Origin of the sequence: Pacificoceanicola niger, from assembly GCF_048553275.1 — a bacterium.
Taxonomy (GTDB): domain Bacteria; phylum Pseudomonadota; class Alphaproteobacteria; order Rhodobacterales; family Rhodobacteraceae; genus Pacificoceanicola.
The window spans coordinates 35970-50930 of the sequence record NZ_JBLZMW010000012.1; the positions used below are offsets into that span (position 1 = coordinate 35970).

At 62.9% G+C, this 14961-nt stretch carries 16 protein-coding genes and 1 other RNA gene; 9 read left to right on the plus strand and 8 right to left on the minus strand.

Translation table 11 applies throughout. The features are described 5' to 3' along the window. Positions 1-3: 3 nt before the first annotated feature. From ACN2XU_RS15235 to ACN2XU_RS15245, 3 genes are all read right to left on the minus strand, one after another. Entirely contained in the window at positions 4-876 is an 873-nt protein-coding gene (locus ACN2XU_RS15235; RefSeq protein WP_419411307.1) for a DMT family transporter, read from the minus strand. Further along, positions 873-1934 (minus strand): DUF6902 family protein, encoded by a 1062-nt coding sequence (locus ACN2XU_RS15240; protein ID WP_419411308.1) that lies wholly within the window; start codon positions 1932-1934, stop codon positions 873-875. Before ACN2XU_RS15240 ends, ACN2XU_RS15235 begins: the two co-directional genes overlap by 4 nt. Positions 1935-1999: 65 nt before the next feature. Continuing rightward, entirely contained in the window at positions 2000-2662 is a 663-nt protein-coding gene (locus tag ACN2XU_RS15245; protein WP_419411309.1) for a hypothetical protein, read from the minus strand. 385 nt (positions 2663-3047) lie between these two features. Between ACN2XU_RS15245 and xth the strand changes: the two genes are divergently transcribed. Continuing rightward, positions 3048-3857, plus strand: a complete 810-nt coding sequence (gene xth, locus ACN2XU_RS15250; RefSeq protein WP_419411310.1) for an exodeoxyribonuclease III — start codon at positions 3048-3050, stop codon at positions 3855-3857. Between the two features lie 84 nt (positions 3858-3941). Here xth and ACN2XU_RS15255 read toward each other — a convergent pair whose 3' ends face one another. Further along, positions 3942-4916, minus strand: a complete 975-nt coding sequence (locus ACN2XU_RS15255) for a VPLPA-CTERM sorting domain-containing protein (protein WP_419411311.1) — start codon at positions 4914-4916, stop codon at positions 3942-3944. Positions 4917-5086: 170 nt separating this feature from the next. Between ACN2XU_RS15255 and ssrA the strand changes: the two genes are divergently transcribed. From ssrA to ACN2XU_RS15295, 8 genes are all read left to right on the plus strand, one after another. Beyond that, positions 5087-5434: a transfer-messenger RNA gene (ssrA, locus tag ACN2XU_RS15260) on the plus strand. A gap of 92 nt (positions 5435-5526) precedes the next feature. Further along, positions 5527-5889, plus strand: coding sequence for a DUF4345 family protein (locus ACN2XU_RS15265; RefSeq protein ID WP_419411312.1), 363 nt, complete (start codon positions 5527-5529; stop codon positions 5887-5889). 31 nt (positions 5890-5920) lie between these two features. Then, positions 5921-6565 (plus strand): DUF1194 domain-containing protein, encoded by a 645-nt coding sequence (locus ACN2XU_RS15270; protein ID WP_419411313.1) that lies wholly within the window; start codon positions 5921-5923, stop codon positions 6563-6565. A gap of 46 nt (positions 6566-6611) precedes the next feature. Then, entirely contained in the window at positions 6612-7841 is a 1230-nt protein-coding gene (gene chrA, locus ACN2XU_RS15275) for a chromate efflux transporter (RefSeq protein ID WP_419411314.1), read from the plus strand. 62 nt (positions 7842-7903) lie between these two features. After that, positions 7904-8374 carry an SspB family protein gene (locus tag ACN2XU_RS15280; RefSeq protein ID WP_419411315.1) on the plus strand — a complete coding sequence of 157 codons (471 nt, stop codon included), beginning with the start codon at positions 7904-7906 and terminating at the stop codon, positions 8372-8374. Positions 8375-8512: 138 nt separating this feature from the next. Then, the gene (fumC, locus tag ACN2XU_RS15285) at positions 8513-9907 is read left to right on the plus strand and encodes a class II fumarate hydratase (RefSeq protein ID WP_419411316.1); all 1395 of its coding nucleotides are present in this window, start codon (positions 8513-8515) and stop codon (positions 9905-9907) included. Between the two features lie 114 nt (positions 9908-10021). Next, entirely contained in the window at positions 10022-10195 is a 174-nt protein-coding gene (locus tag ACN2XU_RS15290) for a DUF4169 family protein (RefSeq protein WP_419411317.1), read from the plus strand. Further along, the gene (locus ACN2XU_RS15295; RefSeq protein ID WP_419411318.1) at positions 10192-10434 is read left to right on the plus strand and encodes a ribbon-helix-helix domain-containing protein; all 243 of its coding nucleotides are present in this window, start codon (positions 10192-10194) and stop codon (positions 10432-10434) included. Before ACN2XU_RS15290 ends, ACN2XU_RS15295 begins: the two co-directional genes overlap by 4 nt. Here the strand turns inward: ACN2XU_RS15295 and ACN2XU_RS15300 are convergent. From ACN2XU_RS15300 to ACN2XU_RS15315, 4 genes are all read right to left on the minus strand, one after another. Further along, positions 10429-11553 (minus strand): ABC transporter ATP-binding protein, encoded by a 1125-nt coding sequence (locus ACN2XU_RS15300; RefSeq protein WP_419411319.1) that lies wholly within the window; start codon positions 11551-11553, stop codon positions 10429-10431. The two genes, ACN2XU_RS15295 and ACN2XU_RS15300, sit on opposite strands and share 6 nt — an antisense overlap. Before the next feature lie 22 nt (positions 11554-11575). Then, positions 11576-12946 (minus strand): sodium:proline symporter, encoded by a 1371-nt coding sequence (locus ACN2XU_RS15305; RefSeq protein WP_419411320.1) that lies wholly within the window; start codon positions 12944-12946, stop codon positions 11576-11578. A 130-nt stretch (positions 12947-13076) separates the two neighbouring features. Continuing rightward, on the minus strand, positions 13077-13616 hold the full coding sequence (locus ACN2XU_RS15310; RefSeq protein WP_419411321.1) for an RSP_2648 family PIN domain-containing protein: 540 nt from the start codon (positions 13614-13616) through the stop codon (positions 13077-13079). Continuing rightward, positions 13613-14812, minus strand: a complete 1200-nt coding sequence (locus ACN2XU_RS15315) for an RSP_2647 family RNA methyltransferase (RefSeq protein WP_419411322.1) — start codon at positions 14810-14812, stop codon at positions 13613-13615. The genes ACN2XU_RS15310 and ACN2XU_RS15315 overlap by 4 nt, the downstream gene beginning before the upstream one ends. Between the last annotated feature and the right edge of the window lie 149 nt (positions 14813-14961).

Below are 14961 nucleotides of genomic sequence, written 5' to 3' on the forward strand. Positions count from 1 at the left end.
GGTTCAGACCTCTTGTGACTGCGCCTTGGTCATGCTTTCTTCCGCCACCAGATAGAGCCCGGAAGCAATCACCAGCATCACACCCATGATGGTGCCAAAGCTCGGGACCTCGCCGAAGGCGTAGATGCCGATCGCCACCATCCAGACGAATTGCACGTTCATCACCGGCATGGCGACATAGGCCGGCAGGAACCGCATCGCCTCTGCCGAGACATAGCGCGCGCCGAACAGGAACACGGCGTAGGCCAGAATCCAGACCCCGTCCATGAGCCCCATCGGCTTCCATACGAAAGGCAGCGCCAACGCCATGGCCACGGCAAGGCCCAGATTGGGCCAGAAAACCTGCGCCAGCGGCGCGCGTTCGACCTTGGCAATCACCCGCGCCAGCAGCATCGACACCGCCCCGCTCAGCGCCGCGATCAGCGCCCAGAGATGGCCGGCCTGCGCGCCGGAGACGCCGCCAGGCATCAGGAAGATGACCCCGCCCGCACCAATGCTGAGTGCAAACCATGCCACCGGCCGCGGTGTCTCGCCAAGCAGCGGACCGGAAAGCGAGGCCGCGATCAACGGGATCAGCCCGATAAACAGGAAAACATCGGCAAAAGGCAGCAGGCGAAACGCCTGAAAGAAGGCGACCGCCGCCACAACGGTCAGAATGGTTCGCACGATCATCGGCTTGACCGACCGGATGCGCAGGCTCTCGCCCTTGCTCACCCGCGCCGCGCCCAGCGACATCAGCGCCACCAGCGCTGCGGCCAACGCATAGAGCTGCGGCGCGTCATAGCTGCCGGATACCAGCTTGGTGATGCCATCGGCGGCCGCGATCATTCCGGTGAACAGCACCGCAAGGGCTGCGCCGACGACAGAGGGGTTCATTGTGCACCCGCCCGGGCAAAGCCTTCGAAATACGCCTCGAAATGCGCGCTGGTGCTGGCGGCGACCTCCAGCATGTCGAGCGCCTCCTCGGACACCGTGCTGGCCATCCGGCGGCGCATCACCGACCAGTCGCCCACCCGCGCCTCATCCAGCGCCAGCATGGCCTGGCTGATCTCGCGCAGCGCGGCGGTATGGCCTGGCGCTTTGTCAAAGCGCATCTTTCCGGTGCCCAGCGGCTTGCGGAAGACGTCGCCTCCCTCGATGGCCTCGTGCCAGTTGCAGATCAGGAAATCGTGGTAATCGTCATTGATCGAGACGTGCTCGCCCTCCTCGACGGTAAACCCTGCCGTTTGATGGCGCAGCCACGCGGTCCAGACCGGCGGCGGCACCTCGCCAAGGAACCGCATCGCGATGCAGATCTCCGCGAGCAGGTCGGCGTTCTGGTCGAGGAACGCGGTCAGCCCGGCGAAATGCAGGCTGGTCACGGCCTCGGGTCCGAGATCGGCAGAGCGATGGCCGTATTGGGTCAGGTAAAACACGATGTGCGTCAGCTCATAGGCCGCCTTCTTGTTGGGCAGGGAAAAGGTCTTGGTCCTGCTTACAAAGGCGCGCAGGCGATCGTCGAGACCCTGTTCCCGGACAGGATCGACGCCGCGTCGCGTCATCAACCGACGCGCTTCCGCGCGTTGCAGATCGGACATCTCCGCCTCGGCCAGCCCTTCGCGGGCGGCAAATTGCACCATTTTCTCGGCTTCGTGCCCCGGCATGCCCAAATCCTCCAGATCAAGGGCAAGCGAGAGCAGGAAGCGGTAATACTGCGGGAAAAACTGCAGCCGTTTGGCGGCCTGCGTGTAAAACCCTGCATGCACGGCCAGCGCCTCGGGGGCGACCGGAAGCCCCGTGCTCTGCAGGATGTTCAACATTTCCCCGTTTTCTTTCAGCCAGAACACATCGTCACCGATGCGACGCTCCGTGGCAAAGAGGCCCAGAAGCGCGGTGATCCGCGCTTCGAGCGACAGGATCCGGGACGGGACGGCCAGTTGGATAATATTGCTCATGGGTATGGCTCTCCTGTTGGTGGACCAGCAAGGCGGCCTTCCGCCCCGCCCGGGTATCTGCGTCTTCAGGCCTTGGTCGGCTGCGACCAGGACATGAACGCTTCGACAGCATCGCCGGATTCAGTCTTGGAAGCCTTCGGGCCGGACCAGCTCATGAAGGCCTCGACGTTGTCGCCGGTCTCGGCGCGGGTGCCTTCGGGTGCGGACCAGCTCATGAAGCTCTCGACCGCATCGCCGGTTTCGGCGCGGGTGGCCTTCGGGCCGGACCAGGACATGAACGCCTCGACGTTGTCGCCGGTCTCGGCGCGGGTGCCTTCGGGTGCGGACCAGCTCATGAAGCTCTCGACCGCATCGCCGGTTTCGGCGCGGGTGGCCTTCGGACCGGACCAGGACATGAACGCCTCGACGTTGTCGCCGGTCTCGGCGCGGGTGCCTTCGGGTGCGGACCAGCTCATGAAGCTCTCGACCGCATCGCCGGTTTCGGCGCGGGTGGCTTTCGGACCGGACCAGGACATGAAGGCCTCGACTGCGTCGCCGTTTTCTGCACGACTGTCACGAGGGGTCGACCAGGACATCAGACTCTCAACAGCGTCACCCGACGCCATTTCGTGGCCAGAAGGCCCCGACCAGGACATGCAGCTCTCCACGGCATCGCCGTCAAATGCGCTGTGCAGCTGGTGGTTGGAAAGGATTTCTTCAGCAAAGCTGTGCTTCTTGTGTGCAGTCATTTTCGTGTTCCTCGAAGGAGTTGCGTGGTATGCCCTTTCGAGTTGCACGGAAAACGCGTTTGCAAAAAAGTTAATTCTTGTTAAGGTTGATTAATACCGAAAGTATTCACATGAAATTCGTGTCACACTGACGCTATTCGGCTGCACGATCTGATTTATCCCCAGCAGAATTTTTTCTGTGGATTGTTTCAGAATTTGCAACGCAACGGGGGTTTGCAAAGTTGCAAAGGCTCGAATCGACCCCGGAATCGGTGAAATCAGGGGGCATAGAGCCCTTGGATTTTCATCACCACCGACCGCTGACCGACCCCATTGATGCGATTTCAGGCTTGTGTCCCCCGCCGAAACCCGAGACCTTCGGGCTTCGAAGCAGGAGACGCCCGACGTGAAAATCGCCACCTTCAACATCAACGGAATCAAGGCCCGCCTGAACGCGCTCACCGCGTGGATCGATGAGGCGCAGCCCGACGTCATTTTATGTCAGGAGATAAAATCGGTCGACGAGGCCTTTCCGGGCGAGGTGTTCGAAGAGCGCGGCTATAATGTGGAAACGCATGGCCAAAAGAGCTTCAACGGTGTTGCAATTCTGTCCAAGCTGCCGCTGGAGGACGTCAGCTTTGGCCTGCCCGGTGACGATGACGATGAACAGGCGCGCTGGATCGAGGCGACCGTTGTTGGCGATACCCATGCCTGCCGCCTTTGCGGCCTTTACCTGCCGAACGGCAACCCGGTGGAACTCGACGAGACAGGGCGGCCCGTCGCGGGCGGGAAATACGCCTACAAACTCGATTGGATGAAGCGGCTGGAGGCACGGGCGCGCGATCTGCTGGCCGATGAGATGCCTGCCCTGATGGGCGGGGACTACAACATCATTCCGCAGGCCGAAGACGCGGCCAAACCCGAAGCCTGGCGCGAGGACGCACTGTTTCGCCCGGAGAGCCGCGATGCCTTCCGCCGCATCGTCAACCTCGGCTTCACCGAAGCCTTCCGGGCCCAGACCCAAGGGCCCGGCCACTACAGTTTCTGGGACTATCAGGCGGGCGCGTGGCAGCGCAACAATGGCATCCGGATCGACCATTTCCTGCTGACCCCGCAGGCGGCGGACCTCATGGTCTCCTGTGAGATCCAAAAGGACGTGCGCGGGCGCGAGAAGCCCTCGGACCATGTTCCCGTCATGCTCGATCTGGCACTCTGACACCCGGCGGATCGGCCCAAGACAGCAGAACGGCACGCGCCCGAACGGGACGCGTGCCGCAGTTGTCTTGCATGACCGGTAGGGTCAGCTCTCGCGACGACGGCGTGCAGCGCCGAGACCACCGAGCGCGATCAGCATCAAGGTTGCCCCCGCAGGCAGCGGCACCGCTGCCGTGGTGATCGCATCAAAGCCGTCGATGTAGGAAATGGCCAAGCCGTTATCTCTTTCACCGTAGTACAAGCGTGTGCCATCGTTGGAGAACTCCAGAAGGCCCGGATAGTAGCCGCCATCGCCAGCGAGGCCTGAAACAAAATCAGTCGCGACCCCAGTCGAAATGTCCAAAAGATCGATTCCGGTGACACCGGGGCCAAAGCCATACAGTGCCCCCGTGCCTTTGTGGACGGCGATGCCATCGTAGGCAATGCCAAAGCTCACAGTGGACAGAACGCCTGTGTGATCCAGCCTGACCACGGACTGCTGACCATGGTTGGTGGCATAAAGCGACCCATCCAGCCCCTGTTCGATATTAGAGAGCCCGGTGGCGCCCGTCGCGACGGTGTACTGCACCGCGCCCGTGTCGCCATTCACAAATGTGACGGTTCCGTTGTACTGGGCCACTGCCAGAGTAAAGCTGGCCCCATCGAGTCCGGCGATGATCTCCAGCCCGTTCGGGGAGTCGCCGCCGAGGTTCATGAGGGTGGTTTGCGCCCCGGTTGCGATGTCGGTTTTGACGATATTCTTGTTCTCGTCGGTTGTGTAGGCAAACCCGCCGTGTACAGCGATGCCAAGCCCGATACTGCCATTCGACGCGAGCAAGGCAAAAGACCCCCCGTTGTCGAGGCTATAGATATCCCCCTGGTTCGTTCCGTAGCCGCCCACAATATACCCGGTACCGTCACTGCCAAAGGCCATGTTGCCAAAGCCGTTGGCTGTATCCGGAACGGTTCCGACAGACACGTTGGTATAACCCGGACTGTGAAACGTTGCAGCAAAGCTGGCGGCTGGCAAGCCAACGAACGCGATGGCCGTGATTGCGGCGCAAACAAAAGACTTTTTCATCGATTTCCCCGTGAAAACAAACCTCTCGTGGTTATCCGGCGGTTTCGTCGCCAGAGGTGTGATCTAGATCACAGGCAGCACGCGAATGACCACCCCGCGCCCGGATCATGCGGATAGGATTCCTGCATGAACACAGCCTTGACGCGCAAGTCATACCAAACGGAACAGATCCGCTTGAAACCGCGCGAGGCCCGGCCTATATGTGATCTGTCCCTTCGGGGACTATGGGCATAAACGCGCATGTAATAAACGGATCGGACCCGGGGGCGGTACCCGGCGTCTCCACCAAAATCCTTCATTTGGGGATCATGGGGACGAAATAGGATCGACGAACGCGTAAAGATGTAGCTTTGCTTCGGTGAGATACCACCGTTATCGGTTCAAACTGTACAATTGCAAATGACAATCGTGCTCCGGTTGCAGTTGCTGCGTAAGCAGTAGCAAGACCGAAAATTAAGCCCTTGCGCCTAGCAGCGTAAGGCGGGGTTCGCAGGTACCTGGCAACAGAAACCTGCACTTTACCCCCTCCCTCCCAGAAACGCGCGCGGATCCTCCGCTCTGGACTTTTGCGTCGGTGCGCTAGCTTGTGTCGCGGACAACGGAGTGGGCCATGACCGACATTCTCAATATCGCAATCGCGCTGGTGACGGTGGCCTTTGGCCTATTCGGGTTTCTTGCGCCGCGCTACACGGCCAGGATGCTGGATTTCACCCCGACAGACAGCACCATGGGCCTGAGTGAATTGCGCGCCTCTGCGGGCGGCCTGTTTGTTGCGGTCGGGCTCGTCTGCCTGATCACGGCGGCGCCCGGTGCCTATGCCATGCTTGGCGTTGCTTACGTCGGCGCGGCCTGCGGTCGTCTGATCTCGATGATCGTCGACAAACCGCCGCAACCGAAGGCAACGCTCTGGTTCTTGTTCGAAGCGGTGCCTGCCGCATGGCTGCTCTATGCCAATCCCGGCCCTTGGGCTTGACCGGCCAGACTCGACGCCCCACGCTGCGCGAATGATCCGCGCGGCGCTCCTCAGTCTTTTTCTCACACCACAGGCCCAAGCCTGCCAGACCGCGCTGATCCTCGCCATGGATGTGTCGAATTCCGTCGACGTCGGTGAATACCGGTTGCAGATCGACGGGCTCGCGCTGGCGCTTCAGGATCCCGAGATCGTTGAGACCCTCGTCCGGGACGAGGTCGCGCTCAGCGTCATGCAATGGTCCGGCGTCGATCGTCAGCACGTCAGCATCGATTGGACCAGTATGCGCAGCACCCTGCACGTGGCTGGTTTTGCGGCACAGGTCCGCGCCTTGGAACGCGCTTTCATCCTGTCCGATACCGCCCCGGCCGAGGCCATCAACCAGGCGCTGCGCCATTTCGACACCGCCCCCGACTGCAAACGCCGGGTCATCGACGTCTCGGGCGATGGCACCCCGAACGCGGGCACCGAGGTCAGCCTGATGCGACAGCGGGCGCAGCGTGCCGGGGTCACCATCAACGGCCTCGCCATCGAAGGCATGGGCCTCGCCGTCACCAATTTTTACGAACGGCAGCTGATCACCCGCGACGGCTTTGTCGAAACCGCGCGCGGGCACCGCGATTACGCCCGCGCCATCCGCGAAAAGATACTGCGCGAAATCAGCCGAATCCTCGGCTGAGCCGGACTGTCTTGCCACCGTCACAGGCCACGCCTACCACGGTGACATGACCAGCCTCGCCACCCTCAGCCGCACCTTTGCCCGCATCGGCATCCTGTCCTTCGGAGGACCGGCGGCGCAAATCGCGCTCATGCATCGCACGCTGGTCGACGAGCAGAAATGGCTCAGCGAGGCGCAATTCCTGCGTGCCCTCTCCTTTTGCATGATGTTGCCGGGACCGGAGGCCATGCAACTGGCCACCTATGCCGGATGGCGGCTGCGCGGTGTGGCAGGCGGACTCATCGCAGGCACGCTGTTTGTCCTGCCCGGTGCGATGGTCATTGCCGTGCTCGCCCTGCTCTACGCGGAGTACGGCAGCGCCCCGCAGGCGCAAACGCTGTTGCTCGGGGTCAAGGCCTGCGTCCTGGTGATCGTCGCACAGGCCCTCATCCGCCTGTCTAAAAAGGCGCTCACGAACGGCGCCGACCGGCTGCTGGCGGTTCTGGCCTTTGTCGCGCTCTATTGTTTTGCGCTCCCCTTTCCGCTGATCATCGCGCTGGCGGCGCTTTGGGGGGCGCTCACCGCCAAACCCATGGCAGAGGAGCCGCCGGACCAAAGCCAACAGACCCCCTGGCGTACGCTCGCCACGATCGCCGCCCTCTGGCTCGCGCCAGTGCCGATCCTCCATGCCCTTGGCCAAGACCTGCTGCTCAGCCTGTCGCTGTTCTTTGCCAAGCTTGCCGTTGTCACCTTTGGCGGGGCCTACGCGGTGCTGGCCTACATGACCCAGGAGGTCACCCTCACCCGCCACTGGCTCACCGCGCCGCAGATGATCGACGCGCTCGGCATGGCCGAAACGACGCCCGGCCCGCTGACCCTCGTGACGCAATTCGTTGGCATGCTCACCGGCCATGGCGCGGGTGGGCCCGCCGTGGCGGTGATCGCCGGAGGGCTGACGCTATGGATGACTTTCCTGCCATGCTTCTTGTGGATCTTCGCCGGGGCGCCGCACCTCGAAGCCCTGCTTGCCCGGCCCCGCCTGCGCGGCGCGCTGCACGCCATCACCGCCGCCGTCGTCGGCGTGATTGCCAATCTGTCCCTGTGGTTCGCGCTGAACGTGCTCTTTGGCCGCCTGATTCAAACCGGCTTCGGCGCCCTGCCCGTCCTTCAGACACTCCATCTCGCACCGCTCCCGCTGATCGCCCTCGCCGGGCTGATCCTGTCACACAAACGCGGAAATGTGCCCCTTGCATTGGCAGGCTGCGCCACTGCAGCCACTTTGGGCGCATTGGTGTAAACTTGCTCTTTTACTCGCCGTCATATTCAATATGCTGAGGCCAAACGGAAAGAGGCTACAGAATGTCCGGCGGAATTGATTACGGAAGGCTCATGCACCGCGCCATGCGCGGCCTGATCCAGGAAGTTCTGGAAGGCGTGCGCGAGAAAGGCCTGCCCGGAGATCATCATTTCTTCATCACCTTCGACACCGCGCACCCCGATGCGGAGCTGGCCGATTGGTTGTCGGACCGCTATCCCGGAGAGATGACCGTGGTGATGCAACACTGGTTCGACGATCTCGACGTCTCGGACGAGGGCTTTGCCGTGTCGCTTAATTTCGGCGACGCGCCCGAGCGGCTTTACATCCCCTATGATGCCATCAAGACATTCGTCGATCCCTCCGTGGAGTTCGGCCTGCGCTTCGAGAGCCAGGAAAGCGAAGACGAGGACGACACGCCCCCGGACGATCCCGACGGCGGTGGCGATGAGGCCCCGGACGAGCCAAAGCAGCGTGACGCCGAAGTGGTCAGCCTCGACCGATTCCGCAAGTAATCGCGCCTGCTGCGTCCAATTGCCCGGTCTTACGGTCAATGTTAACGGTATCCCACGGTATACCGCCTTGTTTTTCCCGCCGCAGTCGCTAAGAGAAACCAAGCCCATCTTTTGCGACTTTGGCGAGGAGGATCCCCCGTGACCGCAACCCGTACCGAGACCGACAGCTTTGGCCCCCTTGAGGTGCCTTCCGAGAAATACTGGGGCGCGCAGACGCAGCGCTCGATCATGAATTTCCCCATCGGCTGGGAAAAGCAACCGGTCGCCATCGTCCGCGCACTCGGCGTGATCAAGAAGGCCTGCGCCCAGGCCAACATGGCCTCCGGCGCCCTCGACGCCAAGCTCGGCGAGGCCATCGTCGAGGCCGCAGGCGAAGTCATCGACGGCAAGTTCGACGACAATTTCCCTCTGGTCGTCTGGCAAACCGGCTCGGGCACACAGAGCAACATGAACGCCAACGAGGTCATCGCCAACCGCGCGATTGAAATCCTCGGCGGCGAGATCGGCTCCAAGTCCCCGGTCCACCCGAACGACCATTGCAACATGGGTCAGTCGTCCAACGACACCTTCCCCACCGCCATGCACATCGCCACCGCGATGACCGTGCGGGACATCCTGATGCCCGGCCTGACCAAACTGGCCGAGGGGCTGGAAGCCAAGTCCGAAGAGTTCAAGGACATTATCAAGATCGGCCGCACCCACACGCAGGACGCCACGCCCCTGACGCTCGGCCAGGAATTCGGCGGCTATGCCGCGCAGATCCGCAACGGCATCAAGCGCGTCGAGATGGCCCTGCCCGGCATCTACGAGCTGGCCCAGGGCGGCACCGCCGTCGGCACCGGCCTGAACACCAGGAAAGGCTGGGGCGAGACCGTGGCGGCCAATATGGCCGAGATCACCGACCTGCCCTTCATCACCGCGCCGAACAAGTTCGAATCGCTCGCCGCGCATGACGCCATGGTCTTCATGTCCGGCGCCTTGGCCACCGTCGCGGGCGCGATGTACAAGATCGCCAATGACATCCGCTTCCTTGGCTCCGGCCCGCGCTCCGGCCTTGGCGAGCTCATCCTGCCGGAGAATGAACCGGGCTCCTCGATCATGCCGGGCAAGGTCAATCCGACCCAGGCCGAAGCCATGACCCAGGTCGCCGCCCACGTCATGGGCAACGACGCCGCGATCAAATTCGCCGGATCGCAGGGCCACTTCGAGCTGAACGTCTACAACCCGATGATGAGCTACAACCTGCTCCAGTCAATCCAGCTCTTGGGCGACGTGGCGGACAGCTTCACCGAGCGGATGCTCATGGGGATCGAGGCCAACAAGCCGCGCATCCAGAAGCTCATGCAGGAATCGCTCATGCTGGTCACCGCCCTCGCACCCACCATCGGCTACGACAACGCGACGAAGGTTGCCAAGACCGCGCACAAGAACGGCACCACCCTCAAGGAAGAAGCCATCGCCCTCGGGTTTGTCGATGCGGAGACCTTTGACCGTGTTGTGCGCCCTGAGGATATGATCGGCCCGAAGGACTGAATTGTCGGCACGGGCGCGGTAGGCCGGCCCACCGCGCTCCCCCGACGTCGTTCTGACGAGAAGAAACAGCAGGTCCGGTCTTCCACCGGGCCTGTTTTGTTGTAAGATCGCGGCATGAGCAAAGTCGTGAACCTGAACCAAGTCCGCAAGCAGAAATCCCGCGACGACAAACGCCGCGCAGCGGATGCGAATGCCGCGAAATACGGTTTAAGCAAAGCGCAAAAAACGCTGTCCAAGGCTCTGATTAAAAAGACAAAACGTGATCTTGACGGGCACGAAAAGGAATGAGCGGTCGGCCGGTGAAACGGTCCTTGACGCTGCGTGGACACCGGACCTCTGTCTCTTTGGAAGATGCCTTCTGGAAGGCGTTCCGCGCTATGGCAAAGGCGGAAGGCCTCGCTCTGAACGAGCTTGCCGCCCGCATTGACGAAGCGCGGGATCCCGATATCGGACTGGCCTCGTCAATCCGCGTTGCGATCCTCGACAACCTTCATGCAAAGCTTCAAGAAGCCGACAAAAGTCTATGACTTAAAAGGATAAATAAAGCACCTGTCGCGACGCACCGTGAGCCACATCGGGGTTCCGGGCTTGGGCAGGAAGACGTTCGGAACGGTTGCGCGCAGCACCTCCTGATCGTGATCCATGCGAAACTCGACAAGGCTTTCGGAGCCCATGAAACGGGCCCGCTCGACCAGGCCCCGCGCCGGCGTTCCGGCCAGGACCGTCGGGTTTGGTCCTTTGCCGCTGCGGTCAAAGTCGATGCTCACATGCTGCGGGCGGAAGACGATTTCCACCTCGGTGCCATCGGCCACGCCCGGAGCCAGAAAGGCCCCAAAGGGCGTCGCCACCAGCGCGCCTTTAACTTTGCCGCGTAGAACATTGATATCACTGAAAAATGCAACCGCTTCGCGGTCCGCCGGGGCGTTGTAGATGTTGTAGGGCGCCCCTTGCTGGACGATCTTTCCATCGCGCATCAATGCGATCTCATCCGCCATACGCATGGCCTCTTCCGGCTCATGGGTGACCAGAAGAACGCTCGCGCCCTCCTCCTTGAGCAGGTCAAGGGTCTCATCCCGAATGCCATCGCGCAGGCGATTGTCGAGGCCGGAGAACGGCTCGTCCATCAGCATCACCCGTGGTTTCGGCGCCAGCGCCCGCGCCAGAGCAACCCGTTGCTGCTCCCCACCAGATAGCTGATGCGGGTATTCGTCGATGAAATGCGCCAGACCAACTCTGTCCAGTAAGGCCTTGGCCCTGCGGCGTTTTTCCGATCCGGACCCCTTCAGGCCAAACGCCACGTTCTGCCCGACCGTCAAATGCGGGAAGAGCGCGAAGTCCTGAAACATCAGCCCGATGGAGCGCCGCTCCGGCGGAACCCGAAAAACCGTGTCGCACACCAGTTTGCCGTCGAGATAAATGCTGCCGCTGTCCTGCATATCAACCCCGGCGATCATCCGCAGCGTCGTGGATTTACCGCAGCCGGATGGCCCCAGCAAACACATGACATTGCCCGGCTCGATCGCCAGAGAAACGTTATCCACAACCGCTCTGCCCTCGAAGTTGCGGACAAGATTGCGAATTTCCAGACGTGGGGGGATATTGGGCGCTGTCAAACCTGTCCTCGCAGCCTTCCCGAGAGAAACCATCGGGTTTTGCGCAGAACAGCTATCAGCCGCGCGAAGCCACCGCAACCCTGCGCGCGCCTGCGAGAACCGCGGCAAAACCGACCAACAGAACCGCCACGCAGATGACCAGCAGCTGTTCGTATTTGTGACCCTCCGGCAGCAGCGCCGCCACGACGGGCGCGGACCGCGCGAAATAGGCCGCCGCCCCGAGCATCGCCGCCCCCCAGGCCAGCATGTAGGACCAGCGCGCCACCCTGCGCCGCAACACCAACCCGACGATCAACACCGGCGTCAGGAACAGGCTCGCAGTGCCGCTCACCGCCACCGCGTCAAACAGGCTTTGATTGCCCCAAAGCGTCAGCGCCGTTCCTGCCAGGGCGAAAACCACCATCACCAGCCGCCCGCCCATCAAGCTGCGCGGTGCGAGCCGCAATTCCTCGACCACCAGCCGCGCCGCCGAGGCCAGCGCCGAATCAAGCGTCGACAAAGCCGAAACCAGCAGCGACAGCATCAACGCCGCAAATAGCCAGCCGGGGAACATCTGTGCCCATGTTCCGATCAATTCGCCTTCGTAAGCCGCGCCGCGCAAGCTGGCTTCGATACCGAAAAGCCCAAAGCCGAAAATACACATCACAGAGATCCAGAATGCATGCAGGAAGGACGCCTGCGTGGTTTTCTCATCCGCCAGAAAGCCGCGATCCATCATCACCGGGTCGTGCACCGGGTAGGAAAACACCTGCAGCGCCGCCACCGCGAGCAGCACCCAGCCGGTGTAGCCCCCCGATGTCCCCGGCGCGCTCAACGCCGCGCCAAGAGAAAAACCCGGACTCAGCAGCAGGGCAACAAAGGCCGCGCCAAACACCACGAGGAACAGCGCCATTTGCAGCACATCCGTGCGCAGCGCCGCGCTCAACCCACCCCAGGCAGAATAGGCCAGCGCCAGCACAGCCACGATGACGATCGCCGCCGGGCCGCTGCCCTCATACAGCGCGCCGAAAATCAGCCCGACAACCAGCAGGTTTGCAAAGACCTCCGACAACAGCCGAAGCGAGATCACAAGGTTGTAAGCGCCCTGCCCGGCGCCCCCGAACTGCGCGCCCAGCCAGTCCTGAACGCTCCGCGCGCCCGCGCGCCGAAGCCGTGCCACGACGAAAGCGCCAGTCAGGAACGACGCGTAATACGCGGTATAGGCCAGCACGCCCGCGATCCCGTAGAAATAGCCAAGGATGGCCGAATTCATCAGCGACCGCGCGAAAATCCAGGTCGTCACCTGGCTCAGCGCCAGCGTCCACAGCCCCGGCGCAGCCCCATCCGCGCTCCGGCCTCCGAAAAAACCGTCAAGACTGGCGCGGCGCGGCGCAAAGGCAAAGCTCGCGGCAAGGATCAGACCAAAAAGAATAAGAATGACAGGCATTTGCAGCAGCTCCGGAAGGACGAACATCCTCTCGCTTAGCAGTCAGCGCCGCACCGGCATAGCCGCGTTACACCCCGATTTCACAAGCGTGAACGGTCGTTACGGGCCGCGCAGAGCCAGCGGCACAGACTTACCCGAGCGCTTTGGCCAACCGCGGCAGCCGTGCCTTTTTAAGCAAGGGCCGCATGTGCCAATCCTCGCCGGACAGCCGCCGCGCCTCGGCCAGAACCGCGTCCCCCACATGCTCCAGCGCCTCTGGCGCGCCTTGCCAAAGCCCGTGCAGGAATCCATCCGGATCGGCCCGGCTCAGCCCTTCTTCGGCCAGGATCTGACCGGGGAAATCTTTATTGTTCAACGTGATAAGCAGGTCAGCTGAGCCTGAGATCGCTGCCGCCAGCACATGCGTGTCCGCCGGGTCCGGCAGCCAGAGCCGGTCCTCAAGCGAGGGTTTCCACGTCACTACCGCCTTCGGCCAGGCCGAGGACACCAGCGCGATCTCGCCCCGCGCCTGCGCCTCGCCGCCGGGGCCAAGCTTGCGCGCCGCCCGCGCCCATTCCTCCAGAATGCGTGCCGACCAAAGCGGCTCGTAGAGACCCTGCCGGGCCGCGCCCAGCAACATCTCCCGCATCACCGTGGGAAACAGGACGCAGGTGTCGAGCAGGACCTTCACAGCCGGAAGAACAGCGCCTTGAGATAGCCGCTTTCGGCCAGTTGCGGCAGCAGCGGATGATCCGGCCCCGCCTGTCCGGTATGGATCAGCTGCGCGCGCCGGCCGGCCCGCCCGATGCCGCGCAGGCAAGCCCCGGTAAAGGCTGACAAATCCGCCGCATGCGAGCAGGAACACAGCACCAGGTAGCCATCCTCGGCCACCAGCGGCGCCGCCAGCCGCGCCACCCGCTCATAGGCCCGCAAGCCCCGGTCTAGCGCCGGTTTGTTCGGTGCAAAGGCGGGCGGATCACAGACCACGAGCCCGAAGGTCTCGCCCTCGTCCTGCATGGCCGTCAGCACATCGAAGGCATCGCCCTGCCGCGTGGCGAAACGCTCGGACGCCCCCATGCGCCGCGCGCCCTCTTCGGCCAACGCCAGCGCGGGCGCGGAGCCATCCACCGCCAGAGCCTGCGCCGCCCCGCCCGCCAGCGCGGCCAGCGCAAAGCCGCCCACATGGCTGAACACATCCAGCACCCGCGAATCCGCCGCCAGCCGCGCCGCAAAGGCATGGTTCTCGCGCTGGTCAAAAAACAGACCGGTTTTCTGCCCGCCGGTCAGATCCGCCATATAGGTCGCGCCGTTCATCTCGACAGGCACCGCAGCATCCGGCGCGGTCCCACGCAGCACGACGTCCACATCATCAAGCCCTTCGAGCGTACGCCCGCGCCCGCCCGCGTTCTTCATCACACAGCGCACACCGGTCACCGCCATCAGGGCTTCGGTCAGATCATCGAGAAAAACCTCGGCCCAGGCCGCGTTCGGCTGCACCACCGCGACATCCCCGAAACGGTCGATGATCACGCCGGGCATCCCATCCGCCTCCGCATGGATCAGGCGGTAGAAGGGCGCAGCATAGACCCGTTCGCGCATCTCCAGCGCCTTGTGCAACTTGCGCTCCAGCCAGGCACGGTCGATCACCGCCTCCGCGTCGCGATCCAGCATCCGCGCCACGATCTTCGACACCGGATTGACCGCGACAACGCCCAAAGGCTCGCGCTCATTGTCCTCCAGCCGGGCAATCGTTCCGGGGGCAATCCCGCGCGAGCGCCGGTCCATGACCAATTCGTTATCAAACACCCATGGCGCGCCACGGCGGATCGCGCGGGCGTTGGCTTTGGGTTTCAGGCGGAGGACGGGGCGTTCAGGGGTATCGCTCATGGCGGTGGGTTACCCTGCTTTGCCTGACTTGAGAAGGGGCAAAGCGGCGCAAGCCTGCGCACCAAAGCGCAACACACCCTTTACCGTTAGCGCTAACTGCGCTAAGTGAAGACAAATGCCACGCAACGGCGCCCGCCCACGCCCGCAAG